Annotated in this window: 20 protein-coding genes; 5 read left to right on the forward strand and 15 right to left on the reverse strand. The window is 72.2% G+C overall.

The annotated features are described in order from the left end of the window. Positions 1 to 233: 233 nt before the first annotated feature. From FXF50_RS08320 to FXF50_RS29240, 5 genes are all read right to left on the reverse strand, one after another. Positions 234 to 989, reverse strand: a complete 756-nt coding sequence (locus tag FXF50_RS08320) for a bifunctional 2-polyprenyl-6-hydroxyphenol methylase/3-demethylubiquinol 3-O-methyltransferase UbiG (RefSeq protein WP_148426625.1) — start codon at positions 987 to 989, stop codon at positions 234 to 236. Continuing rightward, positions 986 to 2536, reverse strand: a complete 1551-nt coding sequence (locus FXF50_RS08325) for an NAD(P)/FAD-dependent oxidoreductase (protein ID WP_148426626.1) — start codon at positions 2534 to 2536, stop codon at positions 986 to 988. Before FXF50_RS08325 ends, FXF50_RS08320 begins: the two co-directional genes overlap by 4 nt. After that, positions 2533 to 2763: a hypothetical protein gene (locus FXF50_RS29770; protein WP_187399578.1), complete on the reverse strand. Its 231-nt coding sequence runs from the start codon at positions 2761 to 2763 to the stop codon at positions 2533 to 2535. The genes FXF50_RS08325 and FXF50_RS29770 overlap by 4 nt, the downstream gene beginning before the upstream one ends. Positions 2764 to 3055: 292 nt before the next feature. Next, positions 3056 to 4915, reverse strand: a complete 1860-nt coding sequence (locus FXF50_RS08335; protein ID WP_148426628.1) for an alpha/beta fold hydrolase — start codon at positions 4913 to 4915, stop codon at positions 3056 to 3058. 97 nt (positions 4916 to 5012) lie between these two features. Then, on the reverse strand, positions 5013 to 5180 hold the full coding sequence (locus FXF50_RS29240; RefSeq protein WP_187399579.1) for a hypothetical protein: 168 nt from the start codon (positions 5178 to 5180) through the stop codon (positions 5013 to 5015). 451 nt (positions 5181 to 5631) lie between these two features. On the opposite strand from FXF50_RS29240, the gene FXF50_RS08340 reads away from it, so the two are divergent. The 3 genes from FXF50_RS08340 to FXF50_RS08350 all read left to right on the forward strand — a co-directional run bounded on the left by FXF50_RS08340 (position 5632) and on the right by FXF50_RS08350 (position 9370). After that, the gene (locus tag FXF50_RS08340; RefSeq protein WP_370464087.1) at positions 5632 to 6246 is read left to right on the forward strand and encodes an ATP-binding cassette domain-containing protein; all 615 of its coding nucleotides are present in this window, start codon (positions 5632 to 5634) and stop codon (positions 6244 to 6246) included. Between the two features lie 40 nt (positions 6247 to 6286). Further along, positions 6287 to 7816 carry a DUF6297 family protein gene (locus FXF50_RS08345; RefSeq protein WP_148426630.1) on the forward strand — a complete coding sequence of 510 codons (1530 nt, stop codon included), beginning with the start codon at positions 6287 to 6289 and terminating at the stop codon, positions 7814 to 7816. 336 nt (positions 7817 to 8152) lie between these two features. Then, complete coding sequence (locus FXF50_RS08350; RefSeq protein ID WP_187399580.1) at positions 8153 to 9370, forward strand: MFS transporter; 1218 nt, start codon at positions 8153 to 8155, stop codon at positions 9368 to 9370. A gap of 72 nt (positions 9371 to 9442) precedes the next feature. On the opposite strand, the gene FXF50_RS08355 is transcribed toward FXF50_RS08350, so the two are convergent. The 9 genes from FXF50_RS08355 to FXF50_RS29245 form a co-directional block, all read right to left on the reverse strand. Beyond that, a complete protein-coding gene (locus tag FXF50_RS08355; protein WP_148426631.1) occupies positions 9443 to 10141 on the reverse strand; it encodes a response regulator in 699 nt (232 codons plus the stop codon). Further along, a complete protein-coding gene (locus FXF50_RS08360; RefSeq protein ID WP_148426632.1) occupies positions 10138 to 12693 on the reverse strand; it encodes a DUF4118 domain-containing protein in 2556 nt (851 codons plus the stop codon). The genes FXF50_RS08355 and FXF50_RS08360 overlap by 4 nt, the downstream gene beginning before the upstream one ends. A gap of 68 nt (positions 12694 to 12761) precedes the next feature. Further along, the gene (locus tag FXF50_RS08365; RefSeq protein WP_148426633.1) at positions 12762 to 13643 is read right to left on the reverse strand and encodes a potassium-transporting ATPase subunit C; all 882 of its coding nucleotides are present in this window, start codon (positions 13641 to 13643) and stop codon (positions 12762 to 12764) included. After that, positions 13643 to 15835, reverse strand: coding sequence for a potassium-transporting ATPase subunit KdpB (kdpB, locus tag FXF50_RS08370; protein ID WP_255509942.1), 2193 nt, complete (start codon positions 15833 to 15835; stop codon positions 13643 to 13645). Before kdpB ends, FXF50_RS08365 begins: the two co-directional genes overlap by 1 nt. Positions 15836 to 15855: 20 nt before the next feature. Then, positions 15856 to 17511: a potassium-transporting ATPase subunit KdpA gene (gene kdpA / locus FXF50_RS08375; RefSeq protein ID WP_148426634.1), complete on the reverse strand. Its 1656-nt coding sequence runs from the start codon at positions 17509 to 17511 to the stop codon at positions 15856 to 15858. Continuing rightward, entirely contained in the window at positions 17511 to 17600 is a 90-nt protein-coding gene (gene kdpF / locus FXF50_RS08380; protein ID WP_148426635.1) for a K(+)-transporting ATPase subunit F, read from the reverse strand. The genes kdpA and kdpF overlap by 1 nt, the downstream gene beginning before the upstream one ends. Before the next feature lie 256 nt (positions 17601 to 17856). Continuing rightward, positions 17857 to 19020: an FUSC family protein gene (locus FXF50_RS08385; RefSeq protein WP_187399584.1), complete on the reverse strand. Its 1164-nt coding sequence runs from the start codon at positions 19018 to 19020 to the stop codon at positions 17857 to 17859. Between the two features lie 190 nt (positions 19021 to 19210). Next, positions 19211 to 19426 carry a hypothetical protein gene (locus tag FXF50_RS08390; protein ID WP_229791389.1) on the reverse strand — a complete coding sequence of 72 codons (216 nt, stop codon included), beginning with the start codon at positions 19424 to 19426 and terminating at the stop codon, positions 19211 to 19213. 66 nt (positions 19427 to 19492) lie between these two features. Then, complete coding sequence (locus FXF50_RS29245) at positions 19493 to 19633, reverse strand: hypothetical protein (RefSeq protein ID WP_187399585.1); 141 nt, start codon at positions 19631 to 19633, stop codon at positions 19493 to 19495. Here FXF50_RS29245 and FXF50_RS08395 point away from each other — a divergent pair. Then, entirely contained in the window at positions 19632 to 20387 is a 756-nt protein-coding gene (locus FXF50_RS08395; RefSeq protein WP_148426637.1) for a DNA-formamidopyrimidine glycosylase family protein, read from the forward strand. The genes FXF50_RS29245 and FXF50_RS08395 overlap by 2 nt on opposite strands. Here FXF50_RS08395 and FXF50_RS29530 read toward each other — a convergent pair. Beyond that, entirely contained in the window at positions 20384 to 21925 is a 1542-nt protein-coding gene (locus FXF50_RS29530; protein ID WP_255509943.1) for a serine/threonine-protein kinase, read from the reverse strand. The two genes, FXF50_RS08395 and FXF50_RS29530, sit on opposite strands and share 4 nt — an antisense overlap. Positions 21926 to 22120: 195 nt before the next feature. Here FXF50_RS29530 and FXF50_RS08405 point away from each other — a divergent pair, with 195 nt between their 5' ends. Next, on the forward strand, positions 22121 to 22876 hold the full coding sequence (locus FXF50_RS08405; RefSeq protein WP_222866031.1) for a cyclopropane-fatty-acyl-phospholipid synthase family protein: 756 nt from the start codon (positions 22121 to 22123) through the stop codon (positions 22874 to 22876). The last annotated feature ends 15 nt before the right edge of the window (positions 22877 to 22891 follow it).

The raw sequence follows: 22891 nt of genomic DNA on the forward strand, positions 1-22891 counted from the left end.
TCCACAACCTCTCGTTCGATGGAAACTGCGGTGTCCGCCCGGCCTGACATGACGACCGACGGCGGGCGATCCAACGGTGTACGGCCCTCCCTTTCCTCTGTTACTTCTTTCCCTTGCTGTCGTACGGTCCGCCGGCTCAGGAGCCCACGCGACTGGCGACCTGCGGGTTGAGCCGGGGTGGCAGGGAGTGGCCCGCGTTCACCTGCCTCGTTGCGGCGGCCGGCGCCGGGCGATCACCTCGCAGGGTCACCCTCGTCCGCCGCCGCGTACACCGACACGTGCCGCTGGCTGGTATTCGTGAAGGGCTGTTTGGTGAAGTCTGCCCAGCGATGCTCGAGTCGCATCCCGCAGATCTCGACCAGCAGGTCCAGCTCACCGGGAAAGGCGTACCGCATGACGTGCTGTGTGGTTTCCGGGACGCCTCCGTCGAGGATGGTGTGCGTGCCCACCATGAGCTGGCGGGACCGGTCGACACTCAACACGTCGAGCATGACCGCGTGGGCGCCGAGGTGCCTGATCGAGAAGGACGGCTGGTCGAGGCCGTGGAACGGAGTCGGCTCGAACACCTCCACGACGAAACGGCCTCCGGGGGCCAGCTGGGCCCGTACGTTGCGGAGGCAGCTCAACTGCTGTTCCCTGGACACGGCCGAGAAGAGCGTGTTGAGCACGACAACCACGATCTCGTACTGCCGGCCGGTGCCGAATTCGGTGAAATCTGCCAGATCGACGGTGATCCGCCCGTCCGGGTCCTTCTCCTTGAGCCGGGCGAGCATGGACGGGGACCCGTCCACGCCGTGGACCTGGTAACCGAGGTCGGCGAGCGGAACGGCGATCCGCCCGGTTCCCACGCCCAACTCCAGCACGCGGGCGGGCGGCGGAGCGAGTTCGGTCAGCAGTCCGACGGCCTGTTGGGTGTCCACCTCGATGAACGGGTACATCTGGTCGTAGACACTTGCCAACTTCTCGCTGTAGAGCGCGTGAGCGATCATTGTCTGGGCCGTCCTTCGGTTGTCGGGGCGGTCGCCGGAATGGCAGGACGCAACAGGTCCAGGGGATCCGTCATCATTCGGAAGTGCTGCCGGAGAATGCGGCGGGCGGCGTGGAACCCGGCCATGCCGTGCACCCCCGGTCCAGGTGGACTCGCCGCTGAGCAGTGGTAGAGCCCAGGCACCGGTGTGGCATACGGGTCCAGCCCGGGCCGGGGCCGGCGCACGGTCTGCAACAGGCTCAGTTCCCCAGAGGTGATGTCTCCGCCGACGTAGTTCTCGTTGTGTAACGCCAACTGGTGAGCGGTAAGGGTCCGTTGGTCGACGACCAGGTCCCGGAACCCGGGTGCGAACCGTTCGATCTGCGCCGTCACGCTGTCGCTGACATCGAGCGTCGACCCGGCCGGAACGTGGCAGTACGTGGACAGGACGTGCAGACCGGCCGGCGCCCGGCTGTCGTCCACGACTCCCGGCTGCACTGCGAGGACATACGGTCTGGAGGCGTGGGATCCCGAGTGCACCACGCGTTGGACCGCGACCGCTTCGGCGCGGGATCCGATGAGGTGCAGCGTGCCCGCCCGGCCACAGTCGGGCTGGCTCCACGGCACGGCCCCGGACAACAGGAAATCGACCTTGCAGCTGCCTGCCCCGTACCGGTAGTTGGCGAGCCGTTGCCGGTAGCGGTCGGGCAGCACCGGACCGGCGAGTCGCGCCACACCGGCCGGGGTCAGGTTCAAGACCACCGCCGCGCTCCGGGGAAGATCCCGCACGTCGTCGATCCGATGTCCGGCGTAGAGGTGGCCCCCGTGTCGGCGGATGTCGGCGACCAGGGCGTCGACGATGGCCCGACTGCCGCCACCGGGTATCGGCCAACCGACCGCGTGCGCCAGGAGAGCCAGCGTCAGGCCGACGGCGGTCGGTGCCATCGCGTCGGGCCGGACGATGCCATGCAGGTTCACCCCGGTGAGCATGTCTCCGGCCACGGTGCGGTGGAACGCGACGGGCAGTACCCGTTGACCGAGCACTCCTACGCGCAGGCCGAACCGCGCCGCCGCCGGAGAGACCAGCTGACGCGGATCACGCAGATCGGACATCGCCATCCGGGCGACGTCGTTCCACCGGCTGACCAGCGGCGCGAACAACTGCCGCCACCGCTTCCCGTCGGCGCCCAGGCCGTCGACCGTACGGTCGAGATCGGTCCACGCCACACCGGCGCGACCTCCGTCGAGAGGGTGAGCATAGGCGGCTTCCGGCTGCAGCATGGTCACGCCGTGCGCCGCCAGGTCGAATGCCCGGAAGAAGGGTGAGGCCAGGCCCATCGGATGTACCGACGAGCAGATGTCGTGCCAGACCCCGGGCCGCATCAGCTCGGTCGTCCGGGCGCCGCCTCCGAACTCTGCCGCCGCCTCGTAGACGTGCACCCGGAGTCCCGCCCGACTCAGCAGCACCGCCGCCGCGAGCCCGTTCGGCCCCGAGCCGACAACGACGACGTCGGGGCGACCGGGGTCGGCGGACCGCTCGGACGAGGGCGGTGCGACGCGGTCGCTCACAGCGGCTCGAATCGGGAGAGGTAGACGTACTCCGGCTCCTCCCGTTCGTCGTACCCGCTGGAACGGGCGATGACGAACTGGAACCCCCGGGGCGAGACCCCACCCGCGGTCGCGCGACAAACATGGCGTCGCACCAGTCCGCGCATGAGGGCGTACGCGGGGCTGTCCGTCCCGTCGTCACCGAGCAGGCCGAGCTGCCGGGTCAACTGGTCGCACAGGTCGTGCACGGCTTTGTCGAGTCGGCGTGCCGGGTACCAGAAACCGTGCGTCCATGCCCGAGGGCTGGTATCGACGACATTGACCCAGGCCGACTCGGATCCGTCCGCGTTGAGGGTCCGGCAGAGCAGCACGAAGTCGTGCTGGGCGGGCTCCGGAGCGAAGAACCGCCAATCCGGAAGTAGCGTGCCCGTCGGGTCGTGTCGGCGGACCTTGTCGAAGATCCGCTGCGGGTGCTGGGTCAGGACACTCGCAACGAACCAGGCACCGAGTCCGACGCATGCACCCGCCCACGCGGCCCGGTCAACGGTCAGACCCTTCACGGCGACCCCCCGTCACGTTGAGCACGAAAGCCCTGATGTGGTCCGCGGTCTGGTTGGCGAAGTCCTCGCGGGTGATGATCGTGTCGTGGTCCGCGCCGTCGACCACCTGGTGGGTCGCGCCGCTGCCGGCCTGTCCCAGCTCCCGATGCAGATCTGCCTGAACCGGGTCGTCCTTGAGCGTTGAGCCCGCCGAGAGCACGAGCACCCGTGCCCTGAGCTTCGGGAGTTGGCCGTCGAACGCAGCGAAGTCGGCGCGGGTCGCCTGCCATTCCCGGTGGGCCGCCGACCACAACCGCGCGTCCCGGTACTGGGTCAGCGCCGGCTGCCGCACGTCGGCCGGAAGGTGGCCGAATGACTGCGGCACCTGGAGCAGCGGTCCGAGTCCGAGACGCATGGAGGGGGCCATGAGCCGCAGGGTGCTGTCCAGCATGGCGGCGCCGCCGGCCTGGCGCGGAGACCGGTCGAGCTCGCCGGGATGACTGGAGTCCACCAGCACGACGCCGAGCACCCGGTCACCGAGCAGCTCGCCCGAGCGCATCGCGATGTACCCGCCGAGGGAATGGCCGACGATGACGACGGGCCGGTCCGCCGCCACATGGCCGACGAGGTCGACGAAGTCCTCTGCTGCGCTGGCCAGCGTGAATGGGCGCGCTCCGCGGTACTCGCTGGCCCCGTAGCCCGCTCGCTGATAGACGACGGTGGGGAATCGGGGCGAGAGAACGCGCCGGAGCCAGTCCCAGTGCAGGTCGGTCGCCGCCAGCGCGGACTCGAAGAAGATGACCGGCCCGTCCTGGCCCAGGTTCTCCGGCAGGTAGGCCAGCACATTGCCGGCTCGGGTCTCGATACGACGCTGACCTGGGTGCCCCCGTCTGACTTCCCGACCCCGCCGGGCCTGCGCCACGACCGCGCCAGTGAGAGTGGCGGCCGCGAGCGCACCGGCGACAGCGGGAAAGGCATCGTTTCGTGGGGATTCGCCGGCCGCGCCCGGGGAACGGCGGCGGGGGTCGGTCACGTAAAGCAGGGCGGGGTGCATGGCGCAGAAGGCACCGACGAAACGGCCGAGCCCCATCAACCCGGCATTCGCGAGGTGGAACGCGGCGGCGGAGCCGACGAAAGCCGGAGCCAGCCGGCCACGCGTGGCCAGCACGACAGGGAAGAGACACTCCATCGCGAGGACGGCATGCCCCACGGTCTTCGCCGACCGGGGAAAACGTTCCGCCAACTGCCACGCGCCCTGGTGTCCATAGGTGACGGTACGCATCACGCCGGGTAGGGCTCGTCCTGAGCGCCAGGTCGGACTGACCATCTTCACCCAGCCGGACGCGGTGTAGTTGAGCGTCGACTGCAGCCCGAGGAACCACAGGGCCGCGTCGGCGACGCGGGGCTGCCGACTCGACCGCGCCACGGTGGCCGCCGCCTGAACGAGAAAGGACGCCTGGTCAGATCCGTCGGTCCCGTAGAGCTGGCCGGGAAACGTCCCGATTGACGTGCCGGCGACCACGGCGTTTGCGATCAGTCGACCTTTTCGCCACCTGTCGGTGGGCGCGAGCAGAAAGGCGGCCGAAGCAGCCCGCGCAACGTGGAGTGCGGCGCTCGCGCGAGGACCGGAAACCACGTCGAAGAATCGTTGCGCGGTTACGCCACGATGACGTATGTTCTGCCGGCTGATGCTCCAGTCGTTGACCCCACCGGGCTTTCTGTCCTCGCCTCGGGCGAGCAGTTCCAGGCTCGCCACCAAATGTGTCGCGGCGCTCAGTCGCTCAGCAACCACGAGTGTCTGGGAACGATTGAGGGATCGCGGGGTCAGTGCGGCTCGCAGAACGCGGGCGAGCAGTCCCATGCGTGTCTCACCTCTCGGATACCTGATGGCCAATTCGTGGCGGAGTGCGGCAGAGGGCGGAGCCCCGAGCGTGCGGGCCCCGCCCTGCCAAGCCGTGTCAGATCGAGCCGACGGCCGTGATCAGGGCCGCAGCACCGAAGACAGCGACTGCCGGCGTGAAGAGCACCGGCGCGCTGTCGGACATCTTCTTGGCCGGCGTGGCCTCCGAGAGGCTTCCGAATCGGACGTTCGAGACGCGGTTGGCGTGGCGAGCGACGTTACGCATGCAACCCTCCAGGGCACTTGTACTCATCGCATTCAATGCATTTGAGATTCAACGGCAGGCGCGCGAACACAAGCCGGCGAATGTCCCGGACATTGGCGGATGAGGATTGGATTACTGGCCTGCAGACCACATTCACCGTACAACGCACTTACGCCCATCACTGCCCCGTCAGGTGTGACCCAGATCACGTGGCCGCGACGGTGAGCGCCGGATGCACCGATACTGACCGACCTCGCGACGCGCTGGCCTGCCATTGTTTGGGCAGCGGAGGCGATCCGAACCACCAGCCTGCCGTCCGATTTACATTTGACGTCCCCCAGGCTTGCCCGGCCCCCTGTAGGATGCGACCAACGTGCGGGGAGACACGTCGATGCGCCGCGCATAAGTGAGAGGTCGGCGAATTGAGGCGCCTTACATGAGTTCATTGGCCTCGGAAAACCACACCGCGATCATGGTCGACGATCTGTCGGTCTCGTACGGGTCGACCCTGGTTCTTGATCAACTCAGCCTGCGGGTGCCGGTCGGCTCGGCTTACGCACTGGTAGGCGAGAACGGCGCCGGCAAGTCGACCCTGCTGCGCTGCGTGGCAGGGCTCCAGGAACCGACCGGGGGTGAGATACGGGTCTTCTCCGAGCCGCCCGGGAGAACGGTCGGATTCTGGCGCCGGGTGGCCACCACGGTGGAGTCGCCGAGCTGGTACCACGGCCTGACCGTCCGGGAGCATCTGGACCTGGTCCGGGTCGCCAACGGTGCGGACGCCAACGATGGCCACATCGACGAGGTGAGCGCTTCACTGGGTCTGGACGGTCTCCAGAACAGCCTGCCGAGCACGCTCTCCTCGGGACAGCGGCAGCGTTTCCTGCTGACCGCGATGCTCGTCCGGCCGAGCCGCCTGCTCATCCTCGACGAGCCGGAGCAACGCTTGGATCACTCGATCAAACGGGCGGTCGCTGCCCATCTACGGGCCTACGTGACCGCCGGTGGGACGTTGCTGATGGCCAGCCATGACGAGGGCTTCCTCACCGCAGTCGGCGCGACGCCCGTTGCCGTCGGTGGCTTCCGGTGACGGGCAGCCGGGTGCCCGCCCGGTACGGAACGAGCTGACCGTGACCGTGACCGAAGCAACGACAGTCCCCTCCACCGGCTCGCCCAACATTCGCCGCTGGATTCGTCAACGGCAGATCGCCGCCAACGGGCGGGTCGACCCGGCGACGGTCTACTCGGTGATCCTCGCGCTCGGGATGGCCGTCGCGCTCGTCGGCCAGCCCATCATCGCCGTCGTCTGGCCGGCGGCCCCAACACCCGACGAGGAACCATCTGCACTGGTCCTGGTGGGTGCCGGACTGCTCCTGCTGGCCTTCTTCGGCATCCTGCGCCAACTGGGCCCGATGGCGGTGAGCCGCAGCGACGCCACCTGGCTGCTGACCGCCCCCGTCTCCCGCCGTACGCTGCTCGGCCCTGCGCTGGCGCTGTCCACCATGGCCGCGGTCCTGGTCGGCGGGGTCACCGGCCTCGCCGTGGTTGGCCACCTGGCCGCCCGGCCGGCGTCCCTGTTCTGGCCGCTGACCGGCGCGATCGCCGGCAGCGCCGCGGCCCTGGGCCTCGCCCGGGCTGCGCTGCACTGCCAACGGCGGCCGGCGTCCGCCCGCCACATCGACCTGCTCGGCGGCGTCGTCGCCGGAACACTCGTGGGGGTCGCCGCCAGCGCCCAATTGGCCGACAACCCGTACCCGCTGCGCCTCGGGTCGTTTCCGGCATCCGGCGCGCTTGTCCTGGCCTGCGCAGCCCTGGTCGTCGCAGGCATCCTGTGGGGTACGGCGCGGGCTGGGCTCGACGTCTGGCCCACCTCCCGGATCGTGGACGCCTCGGCGAACGCGGGCGTCTACGCCGACGCGATCTACGCGGTGGAGCCCTCGTTCCTCACCGAGCTGAGCACCCGACGCTACTGGCAGCGCCGCACCAACATCCGCACCCTCGGCCTGATCCGGCGGCCCGGTCTCCCCCCTCTGGTCGGCCAGGATCTGCTGATCGTCCGGCGAAAGGCCAGCCGGCTCTGGTGGTTGGCGGGTGTCGCCGCCGCGCCGACGGTGACCGCCGACGGGCCGCGATGGCTGTTGATCACGCTGGTTCTCGTCGGCGCGATGGCGGCCGCCGGCTTCACTTCCGAGTCGACCCACCGCGATGCCGCCAACCCCGCGCTGGTGCGCCTGCTGGGCCTGCCGGAACAGCAGGTGCGCGGCCAGCGGCTCGTCGTACCCGGCCTGTTGGCCGCCCTCTGGTCCGGGCTGGCGCTGGGCGGACTGCAGGCCGCCGGTCTGCTCTCCGGACCATGGTGGGCACTCGGCCTGGCCATCGGACCCGCCGCCGCCGTGGCCGCACTGCAACGCGCCAGGGCAAGCGCCGCCAGCATCGGCAACGTGCTCATCGAGACGCCACTCGGCGCCTTTCCCGCAGGCATGCTCCTCTGGCTCGTGAACGGCCTCGACGTACTGGCCGTACTGACCCTGCCGGTCTCGATCGGCATCGCCACGGGCACCGCGCTGGAGTGGCACCTCGTGCCGATCCAACTGGCCCTCTCAGCGCTGGGGTGCGTCCTGCTGATCCGATGGACGCCCACGCGCTCCATCAAGCCCTGACGAGTCGGGATGACCCGCGTGACCTGTGGTGCCTGCCCGGTCCGGCTCGGTGCCGACCGCGCCATGATATAGGTGACGATTGTTATGACGGAAACCATCCGCGTCAACAGGCAGGCCGAAGATTTCCTACGAACGGAATTCGCTCTGCGGACCACCCCCGGTGTTACGGTCGGCGGGTGATCCCGGTGGAGGCCGCGGCGGCCGCGTACGCCCAGTGGCTCACCCCTGCCCTGCCGCTCTACGGCAACGACCACGAGCGGGCCGACTTCGCTCCCTGAGGCGCCCCGGCACCCGACGCCTCCTGTCCCCGTCACGTCGCACCGGGAGCGATGTCCCATGCCCGTCGACAGTTCCGGGATCCGGGCCGTGCTGCGCGCACCCCAGGTCCTCCGGGTCCTCCTCAGCAGCCAGGTCGGCCGGCTGCCCACCGCCAGCGGGCCGCTGGCCCTGCTCCTCTTCGCCCGCCAGTCGCTGAGCCTGGCCGCCGCCGGCCTGCTCGTCGCCGCGTACACCGCCGGGATGGCGGTGGGCACCCCGCTGCTCGCCCGGGCCGTGGACCGCTGGCGGCAGCCGCCCGTGCTGTGGGGCGCCGCGATCCTCTCCGGCCTCGGGTTCGGCGCGGTGGCGCTGACCGGCGGGCACGTCACCGGCGCCGTGCTCGGCGCCGCGGTGGCCGGGCTGGGCACGCCGCCGCTGGAGGCGTGCCTGCGTACCCTCTGGCCCGCCCTGCTCCCGCCCGCCACGGTGCCCACCGCGTACACGCTGGACATCGCCGTGCAGGAGGTGATCTTCGTGGTCGGCCCGCTGGTCACCCTCCTCGCGGTGACCGTGGCCGGCCCGCCCGCCGGGCTGGTCGCCGCCGGGGTCCTCCAGCTCGCCGGCACCGCGGCGTACGCGCTCAGCCCCGCCGTCCGCGCCTGGCGCGGCGTGCCGGCGGTCCGGCACTGGGCCGGGCCGCTGCGCGTACCCCGGTTCACCGTCCTGATGGCCGGCGTGGTCGGCGTCGGCGCGGCGGTCGGGAGCATCGCCGTGGCGGTGACCGGCTACGCCGAGACGGCCGGCGACCGGCGGCTCAGCGGTTGGCTGCTCGCGGCGCAGGCGGCCGGCGCGCTGGCCGGGGGCCTGCTCTACACCCGGGCCCGGCCGGGCGGGCCCGGGCGACTGCCGCTGCTGGCCGCCGGGCTGACCGTCGGCTACCTGCCGCTGCTGCTCGCCCCCGGCCCGGCGCCGATGGCCGGCCTGCTCGTGGTGAGCGGGCTGGCGCTGCCACCGGTGCTCACCGCCATCTTCCTCACCGCCGAGCGGCTCGCCGAGCCGGGCACGGTGGCCGAGGCGTTCGCCTGGGTGAGCACGGCGTTCGTGGTGGGCAGCGCCGCCGGCTCCGCGCTCGCCGGCCCGCTGGTGTCGACGAGCCTCCGGTACGGGCTGGCGATCGCCCCGGCCGCCGCGCTGCTCGGCACCGTGGTGCTCTGGGCCGTCTCCCGCAGCGACCGGTCGCGACGCCCGGAGAACGGCCCCGGGTCGGGGGCGGAGGTCTACGCTCGGTCCTCATGACACCCGCGCGTCCGGGGCCCGGGAACCCGGCACCGGCCGACCGGGTGACCACCGTCGAGGTCTTCCTGGGTGTCAGGGCCGGTAGCGGTAACCCATGCCCGGCTCGGTGATCAGGTGCCGGGGCCGGGCCGGGTCGTCCTCCAGCTTGCGCCGCAACTGGGCCATGTACTGGCGCAGGTAGTTGGTCTCGTTGTGGTATTCCGGGCCCCACACCTCGTGCAGGAGCTGGCGCTGGCTGACCAGTTTGCCCGGGTGCCGCAGCAGCTTCTCCAGCATCGACCACTGGGTCGGGGTCAACTTCACCTCGACGCCGTCGTCGCGGGTCACCACCCGGTCGGCGAGGTCGACGGTGTGCCGGCCGATGCGCTGCACGGCGGCGGATCCCGGACCGGCCGCGTCGGCCGGGGAACCGGCGAGCCGCCGGGTCACCGCCCGGATCCGGGCGAGCAGCTCGTCCACCCCGAACGGCTTGGTCACGTAGTCGTCCGCGCCCGCGTCGAGCGCCGCGACCTTGTCCTCACTGCCGGCCCGGCCGGAGAGCACGATGATCGGAACGCCGGTCCAGCCCCGCAGACCGCGGATGACCTCGGTGCCGTCCAGGTCGGGCAGACCGAGGTCCAGCACCACCAGGTCCGGGGGGTGACCCGCGGCGGCCTTCAGGGCGGCCGTCCCGCTGTCGGCCACCTCGACGTCGTAGCCGCGCGCCCGCAGGTTGATCCGCAGGGCGCGGAGGATCTGGGGCTCGTCGTCGACGACCAGGATGCGCGTCATTCCTGCGGCCCCTCCGACTCGATCCCGTCGGTGGCGGCCGGCAGCCGCAGCACCATGGTGAGACCGCCGCCCGGCGTGGTCTCCGGGGTGATGCTGCCACCCATCGCCTCGGCGAGCCCTCGGGACAGCGCCAGCCCCAGCCCGACGCCGGTCTGGTTGTCCCGGTCACCGAGGCGCTGGAACGGCAGGAAGACGTGCTCCCACTGGTCCTCGGGAATGCCCCGCCCGGTGTCGATGACCCGCAGCTCGACCTGCCCGGCGTGGGTGCTGGCGGTGATGGTGGGCGGCCGGCCGGGCGGGCTGTGGCGCAGCGCGTTGGCCACGATGTTGACCAGCACCCGCTCCAGCAGGCCCGGGTCGGCGAGGGCGGCCGGGAGGTCGGGCGGAATGTCCGTGGTCACCTCGGCCGCCGGTGCCCCCAGCTCGTCCAGGGCTCTGGGTACGGCGTCCTCCAGCCCGATCGCGGTCGCCGTGATACCAAGCGCGCCCGCCTGGAGCCGGCTCATGTCGAGCAGGTTCGCCACCAGCCGGCCCAGCCGGTCCAGCGACTCGTCGGCGGTGGCCAGCAACTCCTCGCGGTCGTCGATGTCGAACTCGACGTCGTGGCTGCGCAGGCTGCTCACCGCCGCCTTCGCCGACGCCAGGGGCGTACGCAGGTCGTGGCTGACCGCGGCGAGCAGTGCGGTGCGCATCCGGTCGGCGGCGGCGAGCGGGCGGGCGGTGGCGGCCTCCTCGGCGAGCCGCTCCTGGCGCAGCGCGACGGCGGCCTGGGCGGCGAACGCCTCGACCACCCGGCGGTCGGCGGCCTCCAACCGCCGGCCGGCGAGCACCACGCTGAGCCGGTCGTCGACCGGCACCACGGTCTCTCCGGCGCTCGGGCTGCCCGGTGGGTCGTCGCCGACGCTCGCCACCACCCGCCAGGCCGCCGTCTCCCGGGCGCGGGCCGGCCGCCCCTCCGCCTCGGCAACCAGCTCCAGCACGCTGACCGCGCGCACCCCGAAGGTCTCCCGGAGACGGTCCAGCAGCGCGGGCAACGGCCGTTGCCCGCGCAGCACCCCGCCGGCCACGGTGGCCAGGGTCTGCGCGTCGGCCGAGGCCCTTGCGGCCTCCCGGGTACGCCGTGCGGCCACGTCGACCACCCAGCTCACCGCGATGGCCACCCCGACGAACACGCCGAGGGCGAGGAGATTGTCCGCCTCGGCGATGGTCAGCGTGTGGAACGGCGGGGTGAAGAACCAGTTCAGCAGCAGCGAGCCGCCCAGCGCGGCCACCAGCGCCGGCCACATCCCACCGACCAGCGCCACCCCGACCACGCCGGCCAGGAAGAGCAGGATGTCGTTGGTCAGGGTGAGGTCGGGCAGGGCCGCGAGCAGCAGGGTCAGCAGCGGCATCCCGATGCCGGCGAGCGCGAAGCCGAGCAGGCGGCGACGGCGGGACAGCGCCGCGGGCACCGCCGCTCCCCGGCGTCCCCGCCCCGCCTCGGCATGCGTCACGAGGTGCACGTCGATGGCGCCGGAGAGCGCGGTGGTGGTGACGCCGACCCCGCGCGAGAGCACCTGCGCGAAGCGTCCCCGCCGGCTGGCACCGAGCACCAGCTGGGTGGCGTTGACGCCGCGCGCGAAGTCGAGCAGCGCCGCCGGGATGTCGGTGCCGAGCACCTGGTGGTAGGTGCCCCCGAGGCTCTCCACCAGGACCCGCTGCCGGGCCAGCTGGGCCGGATCGGCGCCGGCCAGCCCGTCGCTGCGGGCCACGTGCACGGCCAGCAGGTCGGCACCCTTGCTCCGGGCGGCGATCCGCGCCGCCCGGCGGACGAGTGTCTCCCCCTCCGGCCCGCCGGTCAGGGCGACGACCACCCGTTCACGCGCCTCCCAGGTCTCCGAGATCCCCTGCTGCGCCCGGTACGCGTCGAGCTGCTCGTCGACCTTGTCGGCCAGCCACAGCAGAGCCAGCTCGCGCAGCGCCGTGAGGTTGCCGACCCGGAAGTAGTTCCCGAGCGCCGCGTCGATCTTGTCGGGCCGGTAGATGTTGCCGTGGGCCATGCGGCGGCGCAACGCCTCCGGCGTCATGTCCACCAGCTCGACCTGCTCCGCGGCACGGACGACCTGGTCCGGCACGGTCTCCCGCTGGGTGGTGCCGGTGATCTGCGCGACGACGTCGTTGAGCGACTCCAGGTGCTGGACGTTGACCGTGGAGAGCACGGTGATCCCGGCGTCCAGCAGCTCCTGGACGTCCTGCCAGCGCTTGTCGTGCCGGGAGCCGGGGACGTTGGTGTGCGCCAGCTCGTCGACCACGACCACCTCGGGCCGGCGGGCCAGCACCGCGTCGAGGTCCATCTCGGTGAAGTCGACGCCCCGGTAGCTGATCGACCGGCGCGGGACCAGTTCGAGATCGCCGATCATGGCGGCGGTGTGCGGCCGGCCGTGCGTCTCCACCAGCCCGATCACCACGTCGGTGCCGCGCTCGGCGCGGCGTTGGGCCTCCTCGAGCATGGCGTACGTCTTGCCGACCCCCGGGGCGGCCCCGAGATAGATCCGCAGTTCTCCCCTGGCCACGGCCCCATCCTCCCTGACAGGTGCGCGGGGCCCCGGCTCATTCCCGGGGCCCCTCCTGGCACGAACGGTCAGCGCGCCGGGTACTTCTCGTCGAGCGCGAGGTTGAGTTCCAGGACGTTCACGCCGGGCTCGCCCATGAAGCCGAGCGACCGGCCGGTGGTGTGCTCCGCGACCAGCCGACGGACGGCAGCCGGGTCCGCACCGCGCTCGCGCGCCACCCGGGCCACCTGGATCTCCGCGTACGCCGGGGAGATGTGCGGGTCGAGGCCGCTGCCGCTCGCGGTGACCGCGTCGGCCGGCACGGCCGGCTTCGCCGGCGCGCCGCCCCGGACCGGGGTGACGATGCCGCCCTCGGCCACGTAGTCGTGGTCCGGCTGGGCTAGCTCGACCGGGACGCCCTGCCAGTTGGCCACGAAGGGTGTCGCCGGCGCGACCTGGTTGACGCTGACCACCCGGGTGATCCGGCCGGTGAGCCCGTCGGCGCGGAACACGGCCAGGACCGCGCCCACCCCGTCCGGTGTGCAGTACGGGCGCCGCCCGTCGACTCCGTCCAGCTCGCCGACCGCCCTGCTGCGGGAGCAGACCTGGGTGAGCAGGCTCTGGGTGGAGTCGTCGGCGTCGGCGGCGATGGTGTCGACCACGCTCTCCGGGCCCAGGTTGCTGGCCGCGGTGGCGGTCGGGTCGTAGCCGTCGCCGGCCGCCGACGGCCGGGACTGGAAGTAGCGCGGGACGGGCTTGCCGTCCGCATCGGTGAAGGACTGGCCGATGAGCGAGCTGCCCACGGCCGTGCCGCGCACGCTCACCAGCGAACCGTCGGCCTTGCCGTCGAGACCGGGGATCCGGCCGACGGCCACCAGGGCCAGTGGGTACGCGAGGCCGAGCAGGACGGTGAACACGAGCAGCGCGCGCAGGGCGGCCAGGTGTTGGGCGAGCCAGGTAGGGAGGCGCATCACGAGATCCCCGGAATGAACTGGATGAGCAGGTCGATGAGTTTGATGCCGATGAACGGCACGACGATGCCGCCGAGGCCGTAGCGCCACAGGTTGCGGCTGAGCAGCTTCGACGCGCTCGCCGGCCGGTAGCGCACGCCGCGCAGGGCCAGCGGGATGAGCGCGACGATGATGATCGCGTTGAAGATGACCGCGGAGAGGATCGCCGACTCCGGGCTCGCCAGGCGCATGACGTTGAGCGCGTCCAGCGACGGGTAGATGCCGGCGAACATGGCCGGGATGATCGCGAAGTACTTCGCGATGTCGTTGGCGATCGAGAAGGTAGTCAGCGCGCCCCGGGTGATCAGCAACTGCTTGCCGATCTCCACGATCTCGATGAGCTTGGTCGGGTCGGAGTCGAGGTCGACCATGTTGCCGGCCTCCTTGGCGGCCGACGTGCCGGTGTTCATGGCCACGCCGACATCGGCCTGGGCGAGGGCCGGTGCGTCGTTGGTGCCGTCGCCGGTCATCGCGACCAGCCGGCCGCCCTCCTGCTCCTTCTTGATCAGGGCGAGCTTGTCCTCGGGCGTGGCCTCGGCGAGGAAGTCGTCCACACCGGCCTCGTCGGCGATCGCCTTCGCGGTACGCGGGTTGTCACCCGTGATCATCACGGTCCGGATGCCCATCCGGCGCATCTCGTCGAACCGGTCCCGCATACCGGTCTTGACGATGTCCTTGAGGTGGATGACGCCGAGGGTCCGGGCCACCTGGCCGTCGGTGTGCTCGGCGACGACGAGCGGGGTGCCGCCGATGCCACTGATCTCGTCGACGAGCTGGCCGACCTGCTCGGTCGGGTGGCCCCCGTTCTCGCGTACCCACTTCATCACCGCCGCGGCGGCGCCCTTGCGGATCCGGCGGACACCCCCGTCGACGCTCTCCGCACCGAGGTCGACGCCGCTCATCCGGGTCTGCGCGGTGAACGGCACGAAGGTGGCGTGCGGGATGAGTCCCGGCTCGCGCTCGCGCAGCCCGAACTCGTTCTTGGCGAGCACCACGACGGAGCGGCCCTCGGGGGTCTCGTCGGCGAGGCTGGACAGTTGCGCGGCGTCGGCGACCTCGGCGGCGGTCACCCCCTCGACCGGCAGGAACTCGGCGGCCTGCCGGTTGCCCAGGGTGATCGTGCCCGTCTTGTCCAGCAGCAGGGTGTTGACGTCGCCTGCCGCCTCGACCGCCCGGCCGCTCATGGCCAGCACGTTGCGCTGGACGAGCCGGTCCATGCCGGCGATGCCGATGGCGGACAGCAGCGCCCCGATGGTGGTCGGGATGAGGCAGACCAGCAGCGACACGAGCACCACGCCGCTGACGCCGGCATCGGTGATCGCACCGGTGTCGGGCGCGGCCGCCTGGTAGCCCTTGGAGAAGATCGCCAGCGGCTGGAGGGTCACCACCGCCAGGAGGAAGATGATCGTGAGCGCGGCCAGCAGGATGTTGAGCGCGATCTCGTTCGGGGTCTTCTGCCGGTTGGCGCCCTCGACCAGGGCGATCATCCGGTCGATGAAGCTCTCGCCCGGCTTCTGGGTGATCTTCACGATGATCCGGTCGGAGAGCACCCGGGTGCCACCGGTGACCGCGCTGCGGTCGCCGCCGGACTCCCGGATGACGGGCGCCGACTCGCCGGTGATCGCCGACTCGTCCACGCTGGCGATGCCCTCGACCACGTCACCGTCACCGGGGATGATGTTGCCGGCCTCGACCAGGACGATGTCGCCCTGCCGGAGCTGCGGCGCGGGGACCGCCTCGTCGCGGTAGGTGTTCGCCGCCGCACCCGGCTTCCAGTCGACCAGACGGGTGGCGATGGTGTCCTGCTTCGCCTGCCGCAGGGCGGCCGCCTGGGCCTTGCCCCGGCCCTCCGCCACCGCCTCGGCCAGGTTCGCGAAGACCACGGTGAGCCACAGCCAGATGGTGATCGCCCAGGCGAAGACCGACGGTTCGGCCACCGCCAGGACGGTGGTGAAGACGGCGCCGATCTCGACGATGAGCATCACCGGGTTGCGCCAGAGCGTGCGGGGGTCGAGCTTGCGGAGCGCGTCGGGCAGCGACCGGATCAGCTGCTTCGGGTCCAGCAGGCCCCCGCCGACCCGGTTGCCATGGACGGCGGGAGTGCCGGGCACCGGCTCCTCGTCGGTGCCGGATGTGACGGGCGTGACGGACATTTTCTCGTTCCTCATGATGGTCACAGCCCCTCAGCGAGGGGGCCGAGCGCGAGCGCGGGAAGGAAGGTCAGCGCCACGAGGACCACCGTGACGCCGACGACCATCCCGACGAAGAGCGGGCGGTGGGTCGGCAGGGTGCCCTCGGAGGCGGGGGTGGGCTGCTGTCGGGCCAGCGAACCGGCCAGAGCGAGCACGAAGATGAGGGGCAGGAACCGGCCGAGCAGCATGCAGAGGCCGAGAGCCGTGTCCCACCAGGTCGTGTTCACGGTGATGCCGCCGAACGCGGATCCGTTGTTGTTGGCGGCCGAGGTGAAGGCGTACAGCACCTCGGAGAGGCCGTGCGGGCCGATGTTGAGCGCCGTGGCGTTGTTGCCCGTGGCGAACGCCGCCGCCGTGCCGGCCAGCACCAGCGCCGGAGTGATCAGGAAGTACAGCGAGGCCAGCTTGATCTCGCGCGAACCGATCTTCTTGCCGATGTACTCCGGTGTGCGGCCGACCATCAGACCGGCGACGAACACCGTGATGACCGCCAGGATCAGCAGGCCGTAGAGGCCGGAGCCGACGCCACCGGGCGCGACCTCGCCGAGCATGATGTTGCCCAGCGTCATCATGCCGCCCAGCCCGGTGTACGAGTCGTGGAAGGAGTTCACCGCGCCCGTCGAGGTGAGCGTGGTGGCCGCCGCGAAGGTCGCCGAGTTCGACACGTCGAACCGCACCTCCTTGCCCTCCAGCGCCGCGCCGACCGCCTGCGGCACCGTGCCGTCGCCGGCCAGCTCGAAGACGTTCGTCAGGGTGATGCTGGCGAGGGCGAGGATCGCCATGACCGCGGCGATGGCGTAGCCCTGCCGGTTCTGGCCGACCATCCGGCCGAAGACCCGGGGCAGGCTGAACGGGATCAGCAGGATCAGGAAGATCTCGATCCAGTTGGTCCAGGTCGTCGGGTTCTCGAACGGGTGCGCGCTGTTCACGTTGTAGAAACCGCCGCCGTTGGTGCCCAGCTCCTTGATGACCTCCTGGCTGGCCACCGGACCGCCGGTGACGTGCTGCGCGCCGCCCGTCAGCGTGCTGACGTCGGTGCCGCCCGAGAGGTTCTGCACCGCGCCGCCGATCATCAGCGCCAGCGCGCCGAGCACCGCGACAGGCAGCAGGATCCGCAGCGTGATCCGTGTCAGATCGACCCAGAAGTTGCCCAGCTCGCCGGAGCGGCTGCGGGCGAGCCCACGGATCAGGGCCACCGCCACGGCGATGCCGACCGCGGCGGAGACGAAGTTCTGCACGGCCAGGCCGGCCATCTGCACGAGGTGGCCCATGGTCGACTCACCCGAGTACGACTGCCAGTTCGTGTTGGTCACGAACGACACGGCGGTGTTCCACGCGCCGTGCGGCACCACGGGGTCGAAGCCCAGCGACAGCCAGAGGCGGTTCTGCAGGCGCTGGACCGCGTACAGGAAGAGGATCGAGACGGCCGAGAAGGCCAGCACGCTGCGGGCGTAGACGCCCCAGGACTGCTCGGCGGCCGGGTTGACCCCGACCAGACGGTAGATCCCCCGCTCGACGCGGGAGGACCGGGTGCCGGAGACCACCCGGTACATCTGGTCGCCGAACGGCCGGTAGACGGCGACCAGCGCCGCCACCAGCGACAGGACGAAGAGCACCCCGGCTGTTGTCATGCTCATCAGAAGCGCTCCGGGAACAGCAGGGCGACGACCAGGAACACGCCGAGGCCGATCGCCAGCACCAGGCCGACGGTGTTGACGGCGCTCACAGCTTCTCCACACCCCTCACCACGAAGGCGAGAGCCGCGAACAGCCCCACCGTCAGCAACACGAACAGCACGTCAGACACGGCTGACCTCTCCTAGCGGAAAATGCCTCGCGACCGCCTCCCGGTCGCGCCGGGCAATCAAAACGCCGGCCAGCACGTCTGGACAGGGGCTATAACGCGACCATCACGCCGGCCCGCGGTTTCTTGACGCGCCTTTCACGCCGCCCCGTCATACGGGCCCGGAACTGGGCTGACCGTCACCCGTCGGACCGGGTCGTCCCGGATCCGGCGGGCTGGCCCGATCCGGGCGGTTCCACGGGACCGAACGCCGAGCGGACCAGCCGGTTCGCCTCGTCCTGGTCGACGGAGGTGGCCACCAGGAGGTCGCTTGCCGTGGTGCGCACCTGGGCGACCACGACCGCGCCGGAGAAGTCGACGCCCCGCCGGTACGCCCGACCGGCCTCGGCGACGGCCCGCAAGGCCCACTCGCGGCACCGGGTCGGTTCCGTCGCGCCCGAGGCGAACTCCTTCCGCAGGGTCCGGGCCGCCTCGGCCAGCGCCGACACCGCGGCCGGCATGGATTCCGGGACCCGCTCGCCGTCCTCGATCAGCGTGAGCGCCCGCCGGATCAGGGTGCCGCTGTTGCGCATCGCACGGTCCACCGGCTCGACCGCCTTGGCGTACCGGCCGAGCGGCCCCTCCCGGGTGGTCCAGTAGACCGGCGACAGGGTGGCCGCCTCCTGGGCGCCCTGTGCCGCCTCGCCGAAGGAGCCCATCTCCTTCTTGTTGTCGCGCAGACGGTCGCGCGCGGCCCGTGCCGCCTCGGTGTCCCGCTCCCGCAGGGCGTCGGCGGTGCGGTCCAGTTGGTCGGCGAGCAGGGCCAGCGCGGGACCGGCCGCCCGGTTGATGATCCGCAGCGGGTTCAGCGGCAGCAGCACCGCCGTCACCACCAGGGTCGCCCCTCCGCCGATCAGGGCGTCGAGCACCCGCGGCGCCTCGAGGTTCGACACGGACGGCGTCAGCGTCCCGATCAGCACGGCCGTCGCCCCGGCCTGGACCACCACCGCGGGGCTGCGGCCGACGAATGCCGCCACCACCACGGCCAGCGCCACGATGAGCCCGAGCTGCCAGGCGCCGACCCCGACCAGGTGGATCAGCAGGTCGCCGATCAGGATGCCGACGGCCACCCCGACCACCAGCTCGACGGTACGGCGCACGCGCTGGCCCACCGAGGCGGCAAGCGCCACCACCGCCGAGATCGGCGCGAAGACCGGCTGTTCGATGTCCAGCAGCGTGTCCGCGACCCACCAGGAGAGGGCCGCCGCCAGCCCCGCCTGCGCGGCCAGCCCCGCGCCGGCCCGGGCCCGGCGGAACCGGTCAGCCAGCAGGCGGGGCACGGAACGCCATCGGCGGGCGATCACCCCGTCGCCGGCGGCCCGCCCGCTGCCCCCGTGTGTTCCCGCGCCGGCCACGGCCGCGCCTACCCGCTTCCCCGCGGGCCAATCCTCGCCGGTGCGCACGCGCCGGGATGGGGGTTGTCGTCGTCACGCCGGCAGGCGTGCCGACGGCGGGGATCACCGCGGTTCTACGCCCCGCGGGCCGCCGTGAAATTCAGCGGCGCACCTCGCGCCAGCCGGCGCCGCTGCCGCGCCACGCGCCGGCCAGGATGCTCGCCGAGCCCCGGCTCGGGCACTCCTGGATCTTCGACCGGCCGGCGGCGCCGCCGATCTGGGCCTGCACTTCCCAGCGCTGCCCGTCGGTGCGGATGTAGACGTCACGACGCCCACGAGGGGCGCTGACCCCGTTCCACCAGTGCTCCTCGACCATCACATGGTGAACGGTATCGCAGCAGCCTACCGGCCCGCACCTGCCGGTACGGGCCGGATTCCCGGCTCAGCCGTCCAGGCGGCGCACCATGTTCATGATCGTCTCGACCTGGGCGCCGCCCTTGATCGGATAGTTCGTCGCGCCGAGGTAACCCCACCAGTCCCAACGGTCGTTTCCGCCCCGCCCGGTCGGGTACGCGCCGAACATGCCCGAGGGTCACCTCATCCACCGGTACGCGCGGGAGCAGCACGACGCGCTCGCCGGGAGCGACCTCGCGCTCTCCAGCCCGCAGGGCCGCTTCGACCCGACTCCCTACGGAGGCCGCCCGCTGCGGGCCGTCGAGGCCGACGGCAAGCACCTGCTCTACCACTTTCCCGACGCGCCCGTCCTGCACGTGCACCTCGGCCTGCGCGGGCTGTTCCTGCGCTACGACGACCCGGCCGTCCCGCCCCGCCCCGGCACCCGGCTGCGGCTGGCCGGCCCGACCGTGGCGTACGACCTCATCGCGCCGATCCGCTGCGAGCCGCTGCCGGCCGACGCGGAGCGCGCACTGCGGGCCTCGCTCGGGCCCGACCCCCTGCGCGCCGACGCCGACCCGGCCGAGGCCGTCCGCCGGCTCACCGCGGCCGGGGCGCCGGTGGGCGCCGCGCTGCTCGACCAGGCGGTCTGGGCCGGCATCGGCAACGCCTGGCGGGCCGAACTGCTCTTTCTGGCCGGGCTGGACCCGGACGCCCGCTCGGTGGGCGTCCCGGCGACGGAGCGGCTGTGGCGGCTCGCCGTCGTCCACCTCGCGCTCGGCCGGGACCTGGGCCAGGTGGTCAGCGACCCGGCCGCGCCGGACGAGCGGTGGGTGTACAAGCGGGAGCGCTGCCGCCGCTGCGGCAGCCCGGTGCGGACCTGGCAACTGGGCGGCCGCACCGCGTACGCCTGCCCGGTGGACCAGCCGGCGGGCCGACGCTAGTCGTGGCTCGCCTCGTCCTTGCCCTTCTTCCCGCCCTTGCCCTTCTTCCCGTCCTCGCCCTTCCTGTCGTCGTTCCGGGGCGAAGCCGGGCGACTGGTCTGCCCGGCGACCGTGAGGCTGCTGCGGCACGGTGTGTCGTTCAGCCGGAACTGGCCGGGCAGGGAGGTGGCGTCCCGGTAGGTGACCGCGACGGTGGCGGTGACGGTCCGCCGGGGCGGCAGGTCACCGATGCGCGCCTGGACCGTCTCGCCGCTCTGCCGCCACGTGCCGGGCGCACCCCGCACGAGGCGCTGCCGGTCGGGCAGGCTGAACACCAGCCGCGCCTCGTCGATCGGCACCGTGCCGGTGTTGCTGACGGTCACCCGGCCGGTGGACCGGCCGTTGACGGCGCCGGCGACGGCGTACCGGACGTCGCACTCCGGCTGGCGTTGGCCGATGCCCACGAGAGCGGCCGGGGTGCTGGCCCGGGTCGGAACGCCCTCGCCGGACGGGTCGCCCGTCGACAGCGCGGCGGCCGCCCCGGCGGACAGCAGCGTCACCGCGGCCGCCCCGGCCACGGCGGCCCGCCGCCGTGCGGGAAGCCGCCGCCAGCGTTCGAGCGGCACCGCGACCAGCGGTACGGCGGCCAGATTCCGGCCCAGGGACGGCGGCCACGCACGGGTGGGCGTGGGCTCGTCGTCGGTGGCGGCGCCGGGGAGCAGCAGGGTGGTCGCGGGCAGCCCGGCGACGGCGCCGAGGGCGGCGGCCGCTTCGCTGGCCGGCGGGCGGTCGCCCGGATCCTTGGCCAGGCAGCGCCGGCACAGGTCACCGATCTCGGCGGGCACCTCCGCGAGGTCCGGCAGAGCCGCGGGTTCCCGGTACCGGTGAGCGGCGAGCATCTGGGTGGTGGTGGAGGCCTGCCAGGGCAACCGGCCGGCCAGGGCCCGGTAGAGCAGCAGCCCCAGGGCGTACACGTCCGTGGCCGGCCGCACCGCCCCCTGTTCCAGCCGCTCGGGGGCCAGGTACGCCGGTGTGCCCAGCAGCCCCTCGGACAGCCCGTCCGGGTCCCCGGAGGTGGCCGAGATGCCGAAGTCCACCAGTTTGACGCCGGTGCCGGCCACCATCACGTTGGCGGGCTTGACGTCCCGGTGCACGATCCCGCGGCGGTGGGCGGCGGCCAGCGCGGCGGCGACCTGGGCGCAGATCAGCACCGCCACCCGCCAGGGCAGCGGACCGCCGCTGAGCAGCTGGGCCAGTGAGCGGCCCTCGACAACCTCCATGACCACGTACGGCACCGGCGGGCCGTCGCCGTCGGCCGCCTCGCCGTAGTCGTACACCTCGACGATGTTCGGGTGCCGCAGCCGGGCGGCGGCGCGGGCCTCGGCGCGGATCCGGTGCAGCAGCTGGGGGTCGGCCGCCAGGTCCGGGGAGAGCAGCTTCACCGCCACGTCCCGCCCCAGCACCTGGTCGTGGGCACGCCAGACCACCGACATGCCGCCCGACCCGAGCGGGTCCAGCAGCCGGTAGCGACCCTCCAGCATCGACCCCGCGTCCACCACGGATCGATGCCCCCACCGGCGCCGGGGGAAACATCGGGCGGCGGCCGGCCGCCGGCCGACCGGCAATTCGCTTGGCGGGACACGGGCGCCCGACTAGCCTCGCCGCCAGTTTGCTCCGACTTCCTGAAGAAGGTGTCTTGATGCCCGTGCCGGACCGCACCGACCAGCCGCTCGTGCCGACACCTCTTGCTTGGAGTGACCGCTTTGGATCTGCCACGTAGCTTCACCATCCGCGAGGGCGACCTCCGGATCCTCAACCCGTTCGACGACGCCAAGCTCGCCACCCTGGGCCGGGCGATCAAGCTCCGGCCCGGCGCCTCGATCCTCGACCTGTGCAGCGGCAAGGGCGAGCTGCTCTGCACCTGGGCCCGGGACCACGGCGTCACCGGCACCGGGGTGGACATCAGCACCGTCAACACCGCCGCCGCCCGGGCGCGCGCCGCCGAACTGGGCGTCGCCGACCGGGTCCGGTTCGTGCACGACGACGCCGCAACCTACGTACCGGAGCAGCGCGTCGACCTGGCCGCCTGCGTCGGGGCCACCTGGATCGGCGGGGGCGTCCCCGGCACCCTGGAGATCCTGGAGCGCGGTCTGCGCCCCGGCGGGATGATCCTGGTGGGCGAGCCGTACTGGCGGCTCGACCCGCCCGACGAGGAGGCCGTGGCCGGCTGCCACGCCCGCTCGCGGGACGAGTTCCACGACCTGCCCGGGCTGGTCGGGCTCCTCGGCGAGTGCGGCTGGGACCTGGTCGAGATGGTCCTCGCCGACCAGGACAGCTGGGACCGGTACGCCGCCGCGCACTGGCTCAACCTGCGCCGCTGGCTGGACGCGCACCCCGACGACGAGTTGGCCGGGGAGCTGCGCCGGGAACTGACCGAGGACCCGCTGCGGCACGTGCGCTACCAGCGGGAGTACCTGGGCTGGGGCGTCTTCGCCCTGCTCCGCCGCTGACGCGCCGGGCCGGCT

Origin of the sequence: Micromonospora sp. AP08 (genome assembly GCF_008085935.1) — a bacterium.
In the GTDB taxonomy this organism is placed as follows: domain Bacteria; phylum Actinomycetota; class Actinomycetes; order Mycobacteriales; family Micromonosporaceae; genus Micromonospora; species Micromonospora chersina.